The sequence below is a fragment of the Bacillus sp. FSL R7-0646 genome, from assembly GCF_037969865.1.
Classification (GTDB): domain Bacteria; phylum Bacillota; class Bacilli; order Bacillales; family Bacillaceae; genus Bacillus; species Bacillus licheniformis.
The window spans coordinates 2,139,517-2,157,116 of record NZ_CP150217.1 but is presented as its reverse complement, the minus strand read 5'-3'; the positions used below and the strand labels follow the sequence as shown (position 1 = coordinate 2,157,116).

Here is a 17,600-nt window from a genome sequence, read left to right as displayed (position 1 = left end):
CCCGGTGATGAAGCAATAAAACATGTGAGTGCGCTTTGTATGTTTTATTGCTCCCTTGTAAGGGAAGAGAAATGGATAATTCGGTATATACACAAGCAAGAAAGGGGAATGGAGATGGCTGAACAGAAAAAAATCACAATAAACGGCGTTGAAATGGAAGCGTCCGAGAAACAGACGGTGCTTCAGCTTTTGAATAACAGTTCGATTGAAGTGCCGCAAATTTGCTATCATCCTAGCTTAGGGCCGATTGAAACATGTGATACGTGCATCGTCAGCATCAATGGCGAGCTAAAGAGGTCGTGCTCCGCTGAAGTAAAGGATGGAGACGTCATTGATACGCTTTCACCTGATGTGAAAAAAGCGCAGGTCATTGGGATGGACAAGATTTTATATAATCATGAGCTTTATTGTACAGTTTGCGATTACAAAAACGGGGGATGCGAAATACATAATACGGTGAAGGAAATGAAAGTCAATCACCAAAGCATCCCGTTTGATCAGAAGCCTTACCATAAGGATGAATCAAATCCGTTTTACCGGTACGATCCGGATCAATGTATTTTGTGCGGGCGTTGTGTTGAAGCGTGCCAGGACGTTCAGGTGACTGAAACACTGACCATTGACTGGGAGCGGAAACGCCCGCGCGTCATTTGGGATAATGATGTGCCGATCAATGAGTCGTCGTGTGTATCATGCGGCCATTGTTCTACCGTCTGTCCATGTAATGCGATGATGGAAAAAGGAATGGAGGGAGAAGCCGGATATTTAACAGGAATCGATGACGAAACGCTGCGTCCGATGATCGAGATCACAAAAGGCGTAGAAACAGGTTACGGCTCTATTCTCGCCATTTCTGATATGGAATCCGCCATGCGTGACGAGCGAATTAAGAAAACAAAAACCGTCTGCACCTATTGCGGTGTCGGCTGCAGCTTTGATGTCTGGACAAAGGGCAGAGATATTCTGAAAGTCGAGCCGCAGGAGGAAGCACCGGCCAACGGCATTTCTACTTGTGTAAAAGGAAAATTCGGCTGGGATTTCATCAACAGCGAGGAGCGCTTGACAAAGCCGCTGATCCACGAAGGCGACCATTTCCGTGAAGCGGAATGGGAGGAAGCGTTAACGCTGATCGCCAGCAAGTTCATGGATTTAAAAGAGGAGTTTGGCCCGGATTCACTTGCCTTTATTACATCTTCTAAATGTACAAACGAAGAATCCTACCTCATGCAAAAGCTGGCGAGAGGGATCATCGGCACAAATAATGTCGACAACTGCTCGCGCTATTGCCAATCTCCTGCGACTGCCGGCCTGTTCCGGACAGTGGGCTATGGCGGTGACTCAGGGTCGATTGCAGATATCGCGCAAGCGGACCTTGTGTTGATTATCGGTTCGAACACGTCTGAGTCGCATCCGGTCTTGTCCACTCGCATTAAACGGGCTCATAAGCTGAGAGGGCAGAAAGTGATCGTAGCGGATATCAGAAAACACGAAATGGCAGAGCGATCTGATCTGTTTGTTCAGCCGCGTGCCGGATCAGATATCGTCTGGCTGAATGCCATCGCCAAATATTTAATTGAAAACGGCAAGGCCGATGAACGCTTTTTGCAGGAAAGAGTGAACGGACGGGATGAATATGTGAAAAGCCTCACGCCGTATACCCTTGAATATGCCGAGGAGAAAACCGGGATTGATCAAGAAACCCTCATCCAAATGGCGGAGATGATTGGCCAGGCTGACAGTGTGTGCGCATTGTGGGCCATGGGGGTGACACAGCATATTGGCGGAAGCGACACGAGCACAGCAATCTCTAATCTGCTGCTTGTGACAGGAAACTACGGAAAACCGGGAGCGGGCTCTTACCCATTGCGCGGCCATAACAACGTGCAGGGAGCAAGTGACTTCGGAAGCATGCCTGACAGACTGCCGGGCTATGAAAAAGTGACGGACGAACAAGTCCGCCAAAAATACGAGCAGGCATGGGGTGTACCGCTGCCGAAGGAGCCGGGCATGACCAACCACGAAATGATCGAAAAAATCCACTCTGGCAAGCTGAAAGCGATGTATGTAAAAGGTGAAGAAATGGGTCTGGTCGATTCCAATATCAATCATGTACACGCCGCATATGAAAAGCTTGATTTCTTTGTGGTGCAGGATATTTTCTTTTCACGTACAGCCGAGTTTGCCGATGTTGTTCTTCCTGCGAGCCCGAGCCTTGAAAAAGAGGGAACCTTTACAAACACAGAACGCCGGATTCAGCGGCTTTATCAGGTGTTTGAACCGCTGGGCGAATCAAAGCCGGATTGGCAGATTATTATGGAAGTTGCCAATAAGCTTGGCGCTGACTGGCACTATGAGCACCCTGCTGACATTATGGAGGAAGCAGCCAAGCTGTCTCCGATTTATGCGGGTGTCACCTATGAACGGCTTGAAGGCTAAAATTCCCTGCAATGGCCTGTAAGCGCTGATGGAAAGGATTCGCCTTTACTTTTTACTGAGCGCTTCCCTTTCCCAGACGGCAAAGCCATTCTCTATCCTGTGCATTGGACAGAACCTGAAGAGTTCGGAGAGGAATATGATATCCACGTCAACAATGGGCGGCTCTTGGAGCATTTCCACGAAGGGAACCTGACCTACAAATCAAAAGGCATTTCAAAGAAAACACCGGAAGTGTTCTTAGAAATTTCTCCTGAACTCGCGGCAGAAAGGGGGATTCAGGACGGAACCCTTGTCAGACTCACATCGCCTTTCGGAAATGTCAAAGTGAAGTGCTTGATCACTGATCGTGTCAAAGGGAAGGAAGTATATCTGCCAATGAACGATTCAGGAGAAGCAGCGATCAACCTGTTAACAGGCAGCCATGCTGATAAGGATACCGATACGCCTGCGTACAAAGAAACATCAGCCAAGATGGAAATTTTGAAGCGCGACGGAAACAATCCGCTGCCTAAGATCAATCACCGCAACGGCAATCCGCAGCCGCAAATCGGTGTGCAGGTACAAAAGAAATGGGCGCGGAAGGATTATATTTTCCCTGGCGATGCTGTGAAAAGGGGGATTGGGCATAATGGCTAAAGCGATTAAACGAATTCAGAAAATCGAGATAACCGAAGAGGATCAGAGAAAGCGTGATATGAAAGAAATAGAGGATGCATTAGTCGAAAATAAGGAAGCCATTCTTGAAACGCTGCATATGATTGGCCACATGAACGAGCGCGGCGTGCTGCCATTGCTCCGCGGCCTTTTTGGACAAGGAGATAAAGTTCTTGACATCTTAGTGAAAAAGGCAGATACAGAGGAAACGGCCAATACACTGAAAAATCTGCTTCTTCTGTTCGGAACGCTTGGCATGCTGGATGTAAAACAGCTTGAACCTCTCATTTTGAAAGTGAATGCGGGGGTGGCAAACGCGGTGGAACAGAAGGACAGCGAAGAGAAAACAGGTTATTTTGATATCATCCGCTCGCTCAAAGACCCGGAAATCAACAAAGCAGTTACGCTGCTTTTCTCCTTTTTAAAAGGAATGGGACAAGATACAAAGGAGCTGGAACGCACGACTCAGCCTCCAGAGCACCAAAAACATCATCAGGAACCCCGAGAGAAAAGGGGGATGAACAAGAGGGATTGACCACCCGCCCCAGGTGTACTCCTAAGGGAGTACAGACACATTACAACTGGTATATCATCCGTTTTTAGCTGATACAAACAGCAGTAATACTGAAGAGAGAGTTAAGGACGATATTGATTACTTGGTGAAGTTAGATTAGAAGTTGATTTACAGTTGCACGTTTCCATCATCTGGAAACGTGCTTTTTTAATAGCGGAAAATAACTTGAAGGGATCAAAAGGAATTCGATTTGTTTTTTTCTCTGGACTCTTCAAAAAAAGGTTTATTTGTAATAAAATGTAGAATCATATTCTGTCTAGGAGGAGACCGGTGTCTACATTAGCTATTATTGTTCTTCTTGGCTTTTCTGGTTATATGATCTGGAAATTAAAAGAGACAAAAAAAATTCATCAAAACAATTTAGAACGTGAATTAAAAAATCTAGAGCAAACATATCAAGATCACCTGGTGCAAGCTCATAAAGAGGCTTCCGCTGCTTTACAACAAGCTGAAGTCATGAATATTAATCAAAAAAATGAATTCTTAAATGAAAACGATTTTCTGAAGAACAAGATTGTAAAGATGGATGAATATATAAACAATCTTAAAAAGTATTCAAGAAATAGCGGTGAAGTTATTACCCACACTATTTTAACGGAATTAAAAGAAAAGCTTATTTCTGAGGGGAAAATAAATGAAAACGAGATGGTTATAATGGGAAACGTATTTGTACCCTATGAAGAAAATGGGGAGACAAAAACCAGGCAAATTGATCATTTAGTTATTTTGCCATCAGATATCTATATTATAGAAACCAAGTATTGGCGTGGAACAGTTATCCATGGGATTAATCGTAAAAATGCGGAATCAATTGCAAATGATTTTTCATTTGTCTTTGAACAATTATTTCCGAAAGCGAATAGTGATACAGAGAAGACAATCATTTTTATGAAAAATAGCAATATAGATAAGGATTCTGAGCAAAAAAATTCTATAAATATTTCTTATTATGATAACCCGAGAAATCAAGTCATGGACACAATGTATAAACTCAGGAATTTTCTTATAACCTATAATAATAAATTCAACTATGTTGAGCCTATAGTCTATTTTGGTTATCCGGAGGACAAAGAAAATCGTGTAATAGATTATTCTACAAAAGATAAGAATAGATTTACCTCAAAAGCAAGTTTGTGCGAGTATTTTAAGAATGAGGTTTTAAAGCCTGCTAAATATACAGTCGATGAGATACAACAAATAAAAAGGATCATGCAAAAAGTTAACTATCTATCATAAATAAATATCAATTTATAAAGTATCTCAATGGATGCTTTTTTTCTTGGAGGTCATGAACATTCGTGAAATTCCATAGAAAAATTAACCCGGCTCCATACAATCCACACTTGCAGCCGGGTGCTTCAGAATATGAAACACTGAAACAGTCTATGAAACGCTTTTGAACAGTTGAACCGTTAGTCTGGAATGAAAGGATTGGCAACCTTGCAGGCGGCAACCAACGCTTTAAAATCCTCATGGAAAAAGGACCAAAGACTCTCCTGGTTTCAGTTGTAAATCTGGATGAGGCTGAGGAAAAATAAGATCTGCGGCGACTGGGATGAGGAAAAGCTCCAGCTGCATCTTGCTGAATTAAATAACACTTTTAATGACAGGATTTTCGGGAGAAGAATTAGTGGAGCTCCTTTTAGATTTCTCGGGAGATTCAGAGGTTCTTCATGTTGAGGAAGACGATTCTGAATGATGAAATGGCAGCTGATCAATTTGATGAATTTTTAAGAGACGTCTTTCAGAATTACTCAAGAAATGGAAGATAAAGCCGCGATTTATGTGTTTCATCCTTCTGCCTATCAGATAGCATTTGAAAATGAGATGAGGAGTGCCGGTTTAGACATTCGCACTCAATGTATTAGGGTGAAAAATTCGCCTATGTTTGGATAGAATATGTCAAAAGGGTTTCTTATTGTAAAAGAAGTATATACGGCAAAGGGCCAAATTGTTTAATATAAAAGAAAAATGAAGTTGGATTCCAAAGGAAATAACAACAGATCAAAATAAAAGCCTTAATATTGACGGTTAGTAAAACATGTCCACCTTCACATCATGACTGCAAAAAATTCACCATTGTTCCCTCTGGATCGGCAAATGCCGAAAATCTATTTGAGTTGTTGGAGGAATGATTCAGTATGTTAACAAGAGAAGATATCTTTAAGCACGTCAAAGAAAAATTCGGGACATCGCCAGATTACCCATTTCAAAAATTTCCAAACTATGCCGCTTTAAGACATGAAACTACCGAAAAATGGTATGGTCTTGTAATGAATGTTCTTCCGGAAAAGTTAGGCTTAGATGGAAATGACGAAATAGATATTCTGAATTTAAAATGCCCTCCAGAAATAAGTGGCAGTTTAAGAAATGGAAAGAGTATTTTACCTGGTTATCATATGGATAAGGAAAATTGGATATCAATTGTTTTAGAACGAATAGATTCAGAAGAAGTTTATAACTTAATTGAGCAAAGCTTTAATTTAACCAAGTAAATCGTGAAATTATCTTTCGCAAAAGCAACCAGAAAATATTCAAACTTTTTTATGCAACCGAAACTTAAATTCGTTGGATAAGAATCCGTTTTGATCAACTTTATTTTAAAGCACCAACAACACGGCCATTAACAAAAGAGGCAAACCCTTGGCATACAAGGGCTTGCCTCTTTACATTTGAAACGTCCCAGGAGAGATTCGAACTCCCGACACACAGCTTAGGAGGCTGTTGCTCTATCCACCTGAGCTACTGGGACACAGAACAATATTATAGTACAAAAACCTGAAAAAATAAAGAGGTTGCAGCGGTTTTTTTCACAAATTTCTTCGGGAAAACATACATCCGGCAGACTTCGCAGCCTGCTGAATGTATGATTCGGCCTTAGCCTTTCAAGTCAATATGATGTCCTGAAACGGGATGTGGCGCCTGCACCATGTCTACGAGCTGCTGTGCGCTTTGTTCGGCGGTATCCAAAGCCGTCTTTGTCAGCGACATTTGCACGTTTTGATAAAGAGCCGCCTGACTCATGGCCATTGATAAAACAGCAATATCCAACATAACCACCTCCTTAACATGTGTATCGGTTAGAGAGGTGAGGACTTTACTCATATTTACTAATCTGAATATTCAATTTAATATAGTTGTAAACCGATCCATCGCCATCTTAGGCATCATAAAAAAGAATCCGCCTCTCAATACGGAAAATGATCGGTTCCTTATTTGTCCCGAATTAGGGAGAGTGGCTGTTTTCAGTTCGTTTGTATCTTCTGCGATTTCTCCATTTCCTGGGCATTTGTCTAATGGTTTTTGTTGATTTCATTCTCAAAGAGGCTGATGATTCTATCATTCTGCTTTACAATCGTTCGCAACATGGCAACGATGTTTCCTGCAAATCCAATCAAAATGATCATCAGTATGATGATGAACCACATGGTATAACGACACCCCTTAATATGCAAAATTTTCCTTTCGATTCAACATTACCACCTGGTCTTTCACAAAACAACTTTCCTTTTGAAACGGAGGCTGATTTTATGGATTGGCTTGAATTTGTTTCTGCGATGGTTCAATCATTGGCATGGCCAGCTGCCTTGATGATTTGCGTTTTGCTGCTAAAGGAGCCTTTGTCCGATCGAATGAAGGAATTGATCAAACTGAAATATAAGGATTTTGAATTGGAGTTTGACAAAAGGCTTCAGGAGCTCGTCTCCGTACGGGAAAAAAGGTTATCGGGACTGACTTCTGTACGGTCAGCGCAGCGAGGGGAAAACATGATCGAAAGCGCTTGGTCAGATGTTCACAATGTTCTGCGGGAAACAGCCTCAACATTTGATCAAGATGCGATCCGCCTTGAAGGCGATGAATTGATTCAAATGCTGCATGACCGCGGAATTTTACAAGACGACGCGGCAGCTGTGCTGTCAGAGCTATCCGCTCTGCGCCGCGATGCATCTGACGGAGCGAGTATTGCCGGAGCCTTGGCATACAAAACGCTTTGCCGGGAGGAAGCGGAGCGCTTGCGATTATTAGCTGAACAACAGACCGGGATTTAATGATGGCGAGTCCCAATACATTTGATTTTCTGACGCTTTACATCTAAAAATGAATTTTCTTTATCGATTAGACGATTTTACGGGGAGAGGCTGATTGCCGGTTTAAATATGATATCATGGGGGACAGGAAGAAGTTTAATGATAAGAGAGGGTTTCATTTATATGCTAGAGAAAGCCGAAGCACTATTGCAGCACTATTTTGGCTATCCTTCACTGCGCCCGGGGCAGAAGAAAGCCATTCAATCTGTCGTTTCTGAAAAGCGAGATACAGCATGCATTATGCCGACGGGCGGAGGCAAATCAATCTGCTACCAAATTCCCGCGCTCCTTATGGAAGGGACAACCATTGTGATCTCTCCTTTAATTTCCTTGATGAAGGACCAGGTGGATGCTTTAAATCAGCTTGGAATTCAAGCTGCGTACGTGAACAGTTCTTTAGGCCATAACGAAATCGCTGAGCGGCTCTCCGTATTTAAGGAAGGCGGCTACAAGCTCTTTTATGTAACACCTGAGCGGCTGACGTCTCCCGAATTCATTCGCGCGATTTCCCACATTCATATTCCGCTGGTAGCCATTGATGAAGCTCATTGCATTTCACAGTGGGGACATGATTTCAGGCCGAGCTACAGACATATTGAAGGCTTTTTAAATAGCCTCGGCACCCGCCCGGTTGTATTGGCGTTGACGGCTACCGCAACGCCCGAGGTTCATGAGGATATTTGCACACAGCTCGGGATCGAAAAAGAGAACACGGTTTTTACCGGTTTTTCACGGGATAATTTGACGTTTAAAATTTTAAAAGGCGAAAACAGGGACCGTTTTATCGAATCATATGTGGAGAAAAACCGCTCAGAGGCGGGAATTATCTATACAGCGACAAGAAAGGAAGCCGAAAGAATATCAAGCCGCCTCTCTCAAAAAGGAATTGCGGCCGGGTGCTATCACGGCGGGATGGATGATGAAGAAAGAGACCGGCAGCAGGATCTCTTTTTAAATGATGAGATCAGTGTAATGACAGCGACCTCGGCGTTTGGAATGGGCATCGATAAATCCAATATCCGCTATGTGATTCATGCCCAAATTCCAAAAAATATGGAGAGCTACTACCAGGAGGCGGGACGAGCCGGACGCGACGGCCTTGACAGCGAGTGCATCCTGCTGTTTTCCCCTCAGGACATTCGGCTTCAGCGGTTTTTAATCGAACAGTCGACAGAAGATGAAGACATTCGGGCGCAAGACGTGAAAAAACTGAGGCAAATGGTTGATTTTTGCCATACGGAAGGCTGTCTCGAACGGTTTATTCTTTCTTATTTTGGCGAAGTTCCAACCGAAGACTGCGGCAGGTGCGGCAGCTGTCTCGACACCCGAAGCATCACCGATGTGACGAAGGAGGCACAGATGGTGCTGTCCTGCATCATCCGCATGGGAGAAAGGTTCGGAAAAACCATGGTGGCGCAAGTTCTGGCAGGTTCGAAAAATAAGAAAGTGACCGAAAACGGCTTCCAGCAATTATCGACTTACGGAATTTTAAAGAAACGGTCTATTGCCGACATAAGCGATTTTATAGAGTTTTTAATCGCAGATGAGTACATCAAAATGTCCGACGGGACATATCCTGTTCTCTTTGTCGCCAACAAGGGGCGAAACGTTTTGCTCGGCCGGGAAGCGGTGATGCGCAAAGAAAAAATGCAAACAAATCAAATCGTTAAAGATGACGAATTGTTTGAACGGTTAAGGGCGCTGCGCAGAAAGCTTGCTCAGGAACAAGGCGTGCCTCCTTTTGTTGTATTCTCTGACGAAACGCTGCGGGAAATGAGCGGGAAAGTCCCTCTGACAGACGAAGAGCTTTTGTCAGTCAAAGGAGTGGGAGAACAAAAAAGAGTAAAATACGGAGCTGTATTTCTACAGGAGCTTCAAGCCTATAAAACTGAGAAAGAAGCATAAAAACCCAAAATTTATATATGTAAAATTTTTTTTAGTAAATCTCCTATTTCAGTTGAAAAACGATTGGAACCCTTGATACATCTGAATTTCGGCCGATTTTAGGGCGGCTGAAATTCCTCCTCGTAAAACAACTGTAATCAAAAACAAATTGTTTTGTTATTGATTTGACATTTTCATATGTTACGATTGCTCCTGTTAGCCGGACAATAAAAAGCTAACAAGGGAGGATTTACTTATGAAGAAGACGTTTATGTCCTTTGTTGCAGTTGCAGCATTATCTTCAACTGCATTCGGAGCGAGTGCCTCTGCAAAAGAAGTAACAGTCCAAAAAGGTGACACCCTTTGGGGAATCTCGCAAAAACAAGGGGTAAATCTGCAGGACTTAAAAGAATGGAATCAGCTTTCCTCTGACTTGATTATTCCGGGACAAAAGCTGAACGTTTCTGAAAAACAGACAGAAGAAAAGAAACAATATACCATTAAAAAGGGAGACACTCTCTGGAAAATCGCCCAAAAATTCGGCGTTTCAGTGAATGACCTTAAAAATTGGAACAACATAAAATCAGATATCATTTACCCGAATACATCCATAACTGTTGACGGACAGGCGACGGTCCAGGCTGCTGCGGCGCAACCTGCGGAAACAAAGCCTGCCGTACAAAAAGAAGCGAAAGTCGAGAAGGCTGCGCCTGCCCCTGCACCTAAGCAGGAAAAAGAACCGGCTTCCCGTTCAAACGTATCTCAAAGCACTGCCAAAGAACTGACGGTTACAGCAACGGCATACACTGCCAATGACGGCGGTATGACAGGCGTGACAGCCACGGGTATCGATCTGAAGGCCAATAAAAACGCCAAGGTTATTGCGGTGGATCCAAACGTAATCCCGCTTGGATCCAAGGTGTATGTGGAAGGCTACGGAGAAGCGACCGCTGCCGATACCGGCGGTGCGATCAAGGGGAACAAAATCGACGTATTTGTTCCAAGCAAATCCGCAGCAAAAAACTGGGGCGTTAAAACGGTTAAAGTTAAAGTTTTAAAATAATAGGTTTACCATTGATGGACACTGACCATGAAGATGATCAGTGTCTTTTTTCTGTTTTCTGCATCTTTTTTTCTATTTTGATGTTTTTTTAGATTGGCAAATGGGTAGTTCAATAGATAAATACATATCAGCTGATCTAAAAAGGAGTTGCAGAAGTATTGGTGTGGATTATCATGACATTTTTATTGATTAATGCAGGAATTTTTATTTTTTCTTATTTGAGGACAAAAGATATTGATTTAAAAACGTCAGACGGCTATTTTCTCGGCGGGCGCAGTCTCACTGCCCTCTATATCGGAAGTTCGCTGCTTTTAACCAATTTGTCAACGGAACAAATGGTTGGATTAAACGGGCAAAGCTATTCGGGAACCATGAGTGCGATGGCGTGGGAGGTTACAGCACCGCTTGCGCTCATTATGCTGGCATTTGTCTTTTTACCGAGGTATCTCAGTTCCGGAGTCACGACGATACCCGACTTTCTTGAAAAGCGCTATGATCAAAGAACGCGGCAAATCGTCTCGATCCTGCTGCTTCTGGGATATGCGACCTCGTTTCTGCCAACCGTTTTGTACTCCGGGGCGCTCGTTCTCGATCAAGTATTCAACATTTCATCCGCGCTTGGGATCAATACGTTAGTGACTGTTTTTTTAATCTCGCTTGTGATCGGCGCCGCAAGCTGCTGCTACATATTTTTCGGGGGACTCAAAGCCGCGGCCTCGGCTGATGCCATTTATGGCGTCGGTTTAATTCTTGGCGGTCTGTTCATCTTTGTGCTCGGAATTATGGCAATAGGAGACGGCAGCCTCTTGAGCGGCTATACAGAGCTGACGAGTGTACATAAGGAAAAGCTGAATGCCATTACAGCGGACAACTCTGCAGAAGTGCCGTGGCCGACGATTTTTACAGGACTGCTTGTGAACAACTTATTTTATTGGGCTGTTAATCAGTCGATCGTTCAGCGGGCGCTCGGAGCCAAAAACTTGGCTGAAGGGCAGAAAGGCGCATTGCTGGCCGGTGTATTTAAAACGATCGGTGTGTTTTATCTCGTTCTACCCGGCGTTATTGCTTATCACCTTTACGGAGGCCATATTCAAAACGCTGACACCGTTTATCCGAGGCTGATCGTTGATTTGCTGCCGACTGCACTGATTGGCGTCTTTGCCGCGATCTTATTCGGAGCGATTCTCAGCTCGTTTAACGGTTCGCTGAACAGTACGATCACGTTGTTTACATTGGATTTATACAAACCGCTCTTCAAGCCAGAGGCAAAAGAGGAAGAGCTCGTGAAAACCGGAAGGATCTTTGTGGTGATCCTGGCCGCGGTATCGATTATCATCGCACCTTTTATTTTGTTTGCGCCGTCTGGCCTTTACAATTATCTGCAGGAAATGTTCGGTTTTTTCAATGTTCCTGTATTGGCTGCCGTCGTCGTTGGATTTTTTTCGAAAAAAGTGCCGGCGCTTGCAGTGAAATGGGCGATATTTGCACACATTGTATTGTATACCATCTCAAAAATCTATTTCGGCCATATTCATTTTCTATATATATTGGCTGTTCTGTTTCCGTTTTCCGTCCTCTTGATGCTTTTCATCGGAAGATTGAAGCCAAGGCCGTCGGAATTCAAGCTTGAGAAAAATGCCAAGGTAGATTTGCAGCCATGGAAGCATGCCAAACTTGCTTCTGTTCTTGTGATTTGCCTGATGGCCTGCATTTACCTGTTATTTTCGCCTTGGGGGCTTGCCAAATAAAAAAGGCAGGGGATGTGCGTTCATCCTCTGCCTTAATGTTTTGTCCTTTGCGTTATTTGCCTTTATTTCACCTTAAAGATCCTGCCACTGAATTTCGCCGGATTTTGAATCAGGATCGATCGTTACTTCAAAATGATGCTTTTCGTAAAAATGGATCAGCCGGTCCACATGGTCCCAATCCCTTTTAGCAATGTCCCCGGTGATGACGGGGATGTTATGCTCGCGGGCTTTTTCCTTTAAATACTTCATACAGATTGAACCATATCCAAAGCCTGCCGGTCCTTTAATATCCCCGATATGGATCGCGCGTTTTTCTTCTGTGTAGGAAGCGACGAGAGAAAAATCACACCTCCCGCGGTACGGCGACTGGCAATCGCTTAACATGATCTTGCATGTCCGGCCATCATCAATCGAATGGACAATCATCCATTCATCGTCTTTCGATTGATCAATACCGAGCACTCGCGAATCTTTGGAGATATCCTTCATATTTTCACGCATCCGAAACAGTTGAAATTGCAGGTCGTTCAATTCCTTCTGCAAGCCGGAGCTGTCTTTTTGCAGTTCTTCATCCGTTATCATAGAACTTGCTCCTTTCCATTTAAACATACAGTTTTCGATTATAGTAAAAAGAACGGCAATTTGCAAATGGGTTGCTAGAATTAAATTTTAATGTAATTTTAAACAAATATTTCACATTCTACGATTTTTTTGTGATAGAATTCATATGACTTCTGGTATATTTACCTAGGATACGAGACAATGGATCCTCCTAATCCCAGAAAAATCATGACAAAAGGAGCGTACGATTTTGAAGAAAAGAATTTTTTCTCTATTGATGCTGATGTCAGCTTTTGTTCTTGTATTAGCTGCATGTCAGCAGGCTGATCCAAAAGGATCTTACGCAGCGGCTTATAAAAAGCTGATTTCTGCGAAATCATACGAATTTTCAAGTGATATCGGCTTGAAAGTTGACGCATCCAACCTTGGTGCGGAAGATAAGCAATTCGCTGACATGCTGAATGATGCAACATTGACGATCAGCGGTAAAACAAATGCTGAAACGAAACAGTCTGAGGCCGTTATTAAAGCGAAGCTGAAAGTCCAAAACATGTCTCTTGATTTCGATATTCCGGTTTATATGGATGAAAAGAAACAAGTCGGCTACATCAAAATTGACAGCGTTCTTGACAGCTTCGGCATCTTCCTTGGAACAGCCGGCATGAATTTTGACAGCGTCAAAGGCAAATACCTTGAATTCCCGCTTGAAGATGACAAATCTTCATCTAAAGACACGGATGAACTTCAAAAACAATTGATGGAATCCATCAAAGAAGCAGCGGACAATCTGCCTGCAGATAAGTTTGAAAAAGCTGATCTGACGGATAAAGAAAAAGAGCAGGGTGCTTCTCAAAAAGTCGCTTTCAGCTTTAGTGACAAAGAAATTAAAGCTGCGGTCGTCAAGTTCATCGAAATCGCCGGAAAAGCGAGCGGAGAAGCTGTTCCGAAGAGCGAGCTGAACAAGATTAAAGACGGACTGAAAGACGTCACATTTAAAAAATTCGATGTGACATCGACAATCGATGACAAAGAAAACCTTCTGACAGAAAATGCGGATATCTCTTTCTCGGTTGACAGCAAAAAAGCGCCTCAATCTTTCGGCATCACAGCATCAACGACTTACAAAAATATCGATGGTGACGTAAAGTTTGAGCATAAACCGAATAAAGAAGATATCGTAACTGAAGAAGAATTCGAAAAATTAATGGCTCAAGATGCTATGAATTTCTAAGGCACCCGCCTGTGTTCCCTTCCTCGTTCAAGAGGAGGGGAATTTTTGTATATTCTGTGACTAAATTCTGACGAAAAGCCGAAAACGTTGACATTCCTCCTGAATTTGAATACGATTTTGATAGCTTGCACAAATAGGAGAGATTGCCCGATATGACCCATACAAAAAAAAATAAAAACTACACAGGAATTGTTGTTGCTCTGACGATTATCATAAACGGCGTCATTGCCCTCTTGTTTTTTATGCCGAAAAGCGACAAATTCGCTCATTTGGATTTGACTTTTCTGCCGCTTTTGAACGCAGTCTGCAACAGCTTCACATTCATTTTCTTAGTGGCTGCACTGATCATGATTAAACAGAAAAACATTAAAGCGCACAAACGGTTTATTTTTGCCGCTTTTACGACAACGTTCATCTTTCTCGTCTCATATTTGACCTACCATTCATTGATGCCTGACACTCATTTTGGCGGGGAAGGGATTATAAGACCGATCTACTATTTTATTTTGATCACACACATTGTCTTGTCCGCTTTAATCGTTCCCTTGGCATTGTTCACGCTGTTCAGAGGCCTGAGCATGCAGGTGGAACGCCACCGCAAAATCGCCCGCTGGACGATGCCGCTTTGGCTGTATGTCAGCCTGACAGGCGTTCTCGTCTATATGATGATTTCCCCATATTATTAAAAGAAAAAAATCCGTTCCCTTATACAAGGGGAGCGGATTTTTTCTTTTAGCAGCTTCTTCAAAAATAATCTTTCTTAATTGGATATCCGTCCTACACAAGATATAGCAATCACCAATATAAATAATTAGAGCATTGGATAGAAATGAAAAGGGAGATGCTTATGAAAATTCTTCTTGCCACTTATTGGAGTATTCCGCACGTAGGTGGTGTGTGGACATATATGGTCCAGCTGAAAGAATCGCTTGAATCTATGGGACATGAAGTCGATCTGCTTGGATATGGAGAAGAGAACGAGATTGTTCATATTGTAAACGAAGATCGCAAGGTGAAAAAAGAACAGCTTTTGCCTATGATTGAGCAATCAGTCGATCAACAGTCTTTTCCGCAATTATATGACAATCAATTGGTCCACTTTACTGAGATCCAGCGCTATGTATACGAACTTGCAGCTATTTATTTAGGGCTGGAAAAATACGACCTGATCCATGCCCAAGATGTCATCTCAAGCGGCTGCCTGAAAAGAGTGAAGCAAAAAGACACGCCGCTTGTTGCCACGCTTCACGGGAGTGTAGCCCATGAAATCAGACATCAGCTTACAACGATCCACAGGAAGTCTAATTCTGACATCGCAAGGGCGTACTTTGACCATCTTGAACGGGTCGGCGCTGTTTCGGCTGACGCTACAATTGTTGCCAACAATTGGTTGAAGAATCTGTTGACAAAGGAATTCGATACACCGGAGGAACAAATCAGCGTTCTCCATTATGGCTATGATATTGACAGCTTTCTAAAACGAAAGGATACAAAGTCAGCGGAAATACCGCAAACAGATAAGAAAATTATCCTTTTCACAGGAAGGCTCGTTGAAAACAAAGGTGTTCAGCATCTGCTTGCCGCACTTTCGCATTTAAAAGAGGTTCGGGATGATTGGGTATGCTGGATTGCCGGCGACGGGGAGAGAATGGCGGGACTGAGAATTTTATGCGGGCAGCTCGGTTTGGAAAACGATGTCGTGTTTATGAAAAAGCGCGATGATGTCCCATATCTTCTGTCAATCGCTGATGTGTATGTTTTGCCGAGTCTTCTCGAAAATCAGCCGCTGTCTGTTATTGAAGCGCAATTAGCCGGACTTCCTATTATCGTCAGCGATGCAGGGGGACTTCCCGAAATCGTTGAACATAATGTGACCGGTATGGTGACGCCTAAAGGAGATGCACAGGCAATTTGCAACTCTATCAATCAGTTGTTGGAAGATGAGACGCTTAGAAAAACTTTAGGGTCCAATGCACACAAATTTGCAATGGAGTATTGGAATATGGATGAAGCTGTCAACAAGGTTTTGGACATTTATCAACAAACTTTAAAATAAAGGAGACATGTCGTATGAAGTCTGAAATTAAAAAGCATTTGTTTGAACTTCTGACAAAAGAGGAAATCGATGTCGGTTGGTGGGATAAATATTTGGAATTGCTTTTCGAGTTCCGAAAAGAAAGAGTTGAAGCACTGGCAGAAAAGGCAGCTCAGACGAATTCAGCAGCAGGCTCAGAAGCTGTATCAAATGAACAGCCGGCTGAATCCGGAGAGGCCTTAAAGAACGAAAGCTCAACCAATGTAAACAGCAAAAATGAAGTCTTAGACGAATTAACAGCCAGCTTTGAAGAAATGAACAATAAAATTATAGAAAGCAATAATAAAGTGCTTGAAGCGATCAAAGAGTCACTTCCTGAAAATTACACACTTCCAAATGATACTACATTAAAATTCTTTCAAACACAAAATGAAACCAAAACAGAATAGTTATTTCTCAATCAACCTTCGGTGCTCCGAAGGTTTTTATTAAGTCTTTCAATCTATCAATATTGGATTGAATTTTAGGAGCCGATCTTAGGTTGTTGTCTTTTACCTTTTTATTACACCGACATACTATGTTATAAAGACCAGATGCTCTACTTATAGCGAGAATGTTCCGTCAGTAAGCACAAGGAGTGAGTATATGAATTTAAAAGAGATACAAGGCGAATATGATGCGGTTTTCAGCCTAGGGCATTTGTGCCTGACAGCTCTTCAGCTGAGAAAAATGAATAAAAGACCTTATGCAGGACCTTTTGATTGGGTCGGCACCTCGTCGCTGCCTGATCTGTGCCGCTTGATACGAAACCGGTTTGAAGGGTTTATGAATCCTATAAATTTGAGAGTGACGGGCTATTCTACAGGAGTTGCCACTAAAGACCCTTTTATCTCGGTTACGGATGATTATTACTGCATTGACTCGGCACACGATTTTAAAGCGGATCGAAATACACTCGACAACCTGGCTACTTATCATGAAGTAATAGAGAAGTTTAATAGGAGATTTAACAGATTTTTAGAAAAGACCTCGACTGCAAAGCGCGTGCTGTTTGTCAGAACGAGCGGCACGATGCAGGAAGCCAAAGAGCTTGAAGAGGTGCTCTCTGATTTGGTTACAAACGATTTCAGCGTTCTTTTGATCAATCATACAAATGTATCCGGTATTGTTGAAAATCACTGGCCGCTGAAGAACGTATGCGCTGTTGAACTTCCTGATCAAGAAATTTGGCAATCAAACGACCCGTATTGGAGAGAAATGTTCCAAGGCATAACAATTCGTTAGTTTTTCGCCGATGAGAATGATTGACTAAGGCACAAAGGGAGA

At 42.8% G+C, this 17,600-nt stretch carries 15 protein-coding genes, 1 tRNA gene and 2 pseudogenes; 14 read left to right on the top strand and 4 right to left on the bottom strand.

The genetic code is table 11. The features are described 5' to 3' along the window. Positions 1–114 precede the first annotated feature (114 nt). The 5 genes and pseudogenes from fdhF (at position 115) to MKY62_RS10965 (ending at position 6,159) form a co-directional block, all read left to right on the top strand. Positions 115–3,072, top strand: a pseudogene (gene fdhF, locus MKY62_RS10985) (formate dehydrogenase subunit alpha). Further along, positions 3,065–3,625 (top strand): DUF1641 domain-containing protein, encoded by a 561-nt coding sequence (locus MKY62_RS10980; RefSeq protein WP_003182602.1) that lies wholly within the window; start codon positions 3,065–3,067, stop codon positions 3,623–3,625. The pseudogene fdhF and the gene MKY62_RS10980 overlap by 8 nt, the downstream one beginning before the upstream one ends. Before the next feature lie 20 nt (positions 3,626–3,645). Further along, positions 3,646–3,764, top strand: a pseudogene (locus MKY62_RS10975) (DUF4352 domain-containing protein); the annotation flags it as partial. A 170-nt stretch (positions 3,765–3,934) separates the two neighbouring features. Then, a complete protein-coding gene (locus tag MKY62_RS10970; RefSeq protein WP_003182600.1) occupies positions 3,935–4,900 on the top strand; it encodes a nuclease-related domain-containing protein in 966 nt (321 codons plus the stop codon). Between the two features lie 905 nt (positions 4,901–5,805). Further along, positions 5,806–6,159 carry an MmcQ/YjbR family DNA-binding protein gene (locus MKY62_RS10965; protein WP_003182597.1) on the top strand — a complete coding sequence of 118 codons (354 nt, stop codon included), beginning with the start codon at positions 5,806–5,808 and terminating at the stop codon, positions 6,157–6,159. A 183-nt stretch (positions 6,160–6,342) separates the two neighbouring features. Here the strand turns inward: MKY62_RS10965 and MKY62_RS10960 are convergent. The 3 genes from MKY62_RS10960 to MKY62_RS10950 form a co-directional block, all read right to left on the bottom strand. After that, positions 6,343–6,416: transfer RNA gene (locus MKY62_RS10960), tRNA-Arg, on the bottom strand. Positions 6,417–6,541: 125 nt separating this feature from the next. Then, on the bottom strand, positions 6,542–6,715 hold the full coding sequence (locus tag MKY62_RS10955; protein WP_011198037.1) for a YjfB family protein: 174 nt from the start codon (positions 6,713–6,715) through the stop codon (positions 6,542–6,544). A gap of 242 nt (positions 6,716–6,957) precedes the next feature. Then, the gene (locus tag MKY62_RS10950; RefSeq protein WP_016885399.1) at positions 6,958–7,092 is read right to left on the bottom strand and encodes a hypothetical protein; all 135 of its coding nucleotides are present in this window, start codon (positions 7,090–7,092) and stop codon (positions 6,958–6,960) included. Between the two features lie 102 nt (positions 7,093–7,194). Between MKY62_RS10950 and MKY62_RS10945 the strand changes: the two genes are divergently transcribed. The 4 genes from MKY62_RS10945 (at position 7,195) to MKY62_RS10930 (ending at position 12,447) form a co-directional block, all read left to right on the top strand. After that, positions 7,195–7,713, top strand: a complete 519-nt coding sequence (locus tag MKY62_RS10945) for a hypothetical protein (RefSeq protein ID WP_009328089.1) — start codon at positions 7,195–7,197, stop codon at positions 7,711–7,713. 162 nt (positions 7,714–7,875) lie between these two features. Then, positions 7,876–9,657, top strand: a complete 1,782-nt coding sequence (recQ, locus tag MKY62_RS10940) for a DNA helicase RecQ (protein WP_009328090.1) — start codon at positions 7,876–7,878, stop codon at positions 9,655–9,657. 235 nt (positions 9,658–9,892) lie between these two features. After that, entirely contained in the window at positions 9,893–10,699 is an 807-nt protein-coding gene (locus MKY62_RS10935) for a 3D domain-containing protein (RefSeq protein ID WP_009328091.1), read from the top strand. Between the two features lie 158 nt (positions 10,700–10,857). Further along, a complete protein-coding gene (locus MKY62_RS10930) occupies positions 10,858–12,447 on the top strand; it encodes a solute:sodium symporter family transporter (RefSeq protein ID WP_009328092.1) in 1,590 nt (529 codons plus the stop codon). A 72-nt stretch (positions 12,448–12,519) separates the two neighbouring features. On the opposite strand, the gene MKY62_RS10925 is transcribed toward MKY62_RS10930, so the two are convergent. Then, positions 12,520–13,029, bottom strand: a complete 510-nt coding sequence (locus MKY62_RS10925; protein ID WP_003182581.1) for a GNAT family N-acetyltransferase — start codon at positions 13,027–13,029, stop codon at positions 12,520–12,522. 229 nt (positions 13,030–13,258) lie between these two features. On the opposite strand from MKY62_RS10925, the gene MKY62_RS10920 reads away from it, so the two are divergent. The 5 genes from MKY62_RS10920 to MKY62_RS10900 all read left to right on the top strand — a co-directional run bounded on the left by MKY62_RS10920 (position 13,259) and on the right by MKY62_RS10900 (position 17,558). Beyond that, a complete protein-coding gene (locus MKY62_RS10920) occupies positions 13,259–14,239 on the top strand; it encodes a hypothetical protein (RefSeq protein ID WP_003182579.1) in 981 nt (326 codons plus the stop codon). A 152-nt stretch (positions 14,240–14,391) separates the two neighbouring features. Further along, a complete protein-coding gene (locus MKY62_RS10915; protein ID WP_003182577.1) occupies positions 14,392–14,925 on the top strand; it encodes a DUF420 domain-containing protein in 534 nt (177 codons plus the stop codon). A gap of 161 nt (positions 14,926–15,086) precedes the next feature. Then, positions 15,087–16,295, top strand: a complete 1,209-nt coding sequence (locus tag MKY62_RS10910) for a glycosyltransferase family 4 protein (RefSeq protein WP_003182574.1) — start codon at positions 15,087–15,089, stop codon at positions 16,293–16,295. A 14-nt stretch (positions 16,296–16,309) separates the two neighbouring features. After that, the gene (locus MKY62_RS10905; protein ID WP_003182572.1) at positions 16,310–16,723 is read left to right on the top strand and encodes a hypothetical protein; all 414 of its coding nucleotides are present in this window, start codon (positions 16,310–16,312) and stop codon (positions 16,721–16,723) included. Between the two features lie 196 nt (positions 16,724–16,919). Continuing rightward, entirely contained in the window at positions 16,920–17,558 is a 639-nt protein-coding gene (locus tag MKY62_RS10900; protein WP_003182570.1) for a papain-like cysteine peptidase, read from the top strand. Positions 17,559–17,600: the final 42 nt, after the last annotated feature.

Bases quoted from the DNA above. Each gene is read 5' to 3' on its own strand.
- MKY62_RS10905 (WP_003182572.1), top strand. From the start codon at position 16,310: ATGAAGTCTGAAATTAAAAAGCATTTGTTTGAACTTCTGACAAAAGAG.
- MKY62_RS10965 (WP_003182597.1), top strand. From the start codon at position 5,806: ATGTTAACAAGAGAAGATATCTTTAAGCACGTCAAAGAAAAATTCGGG.
- recQ (WP_009328090.1), top strand. From the start codon at position 7,876: ATGCTAGAGAAAGCCGAAGCACTATTGCAGCACTATTTTGGCTATCCT.
- MKY62_RS10915 (WP_003182577.1), top strand. From the start codon at position 14,392: ATGACCCATACAAAAAAAAATAAAAACTACACAGGAATTGTTGTTGCT.
- MKY62_RS10900 (WP_003182570.1), top strand. From the start codon at position 16,920: ATGAATTTAAAAGAGATACAAGGCGAATATGATGCGGTTTTCAGCCTA.
- MKY62_RS10925 (WP_003182581.1), bottom strand. From the start codon at position 13,029: ATGATAACGGATGAAGAACTGCAAAAAGACAGCTCCGGCTTGCAGAAG.
- MKY62_RS10935 (WP_009328091.1), top strand. From the start codon at position 9,893: ATGAAGAAGACGTTTATGTCCTTTGTTGCAGTTGCAGCATTATCTTCA.
- MKY62_RS10945 (WP_009328089.1), top strand. From the start codon at position 7,195: ATGGATTGGCTTGAATTTGTTTCTGCGATGGTTCAATCATTGGCATGG.
- MKY62_RS10910 (WP_003182574.1), top strand. From the start codon at position 15,087: ATGAAAATTCTTCTTGCCACTTATTGGAGTATTCCGCACGTAGGTGGT.
- MKY62_RS10950 (WP_016885399.1), bottom strand. From the start codon at position 7,092: ATGTGGTTCATCATCATACTGATGATCATTTTGATTGGATTTGCAGGA.
- MKY62_RS10980 (WP_003182602.1), top strand. From the start codon at position 3,065: ATGGCTAAAGCGATTAAACGAATTCAGAAAATCGAGATAACCGAAGAG.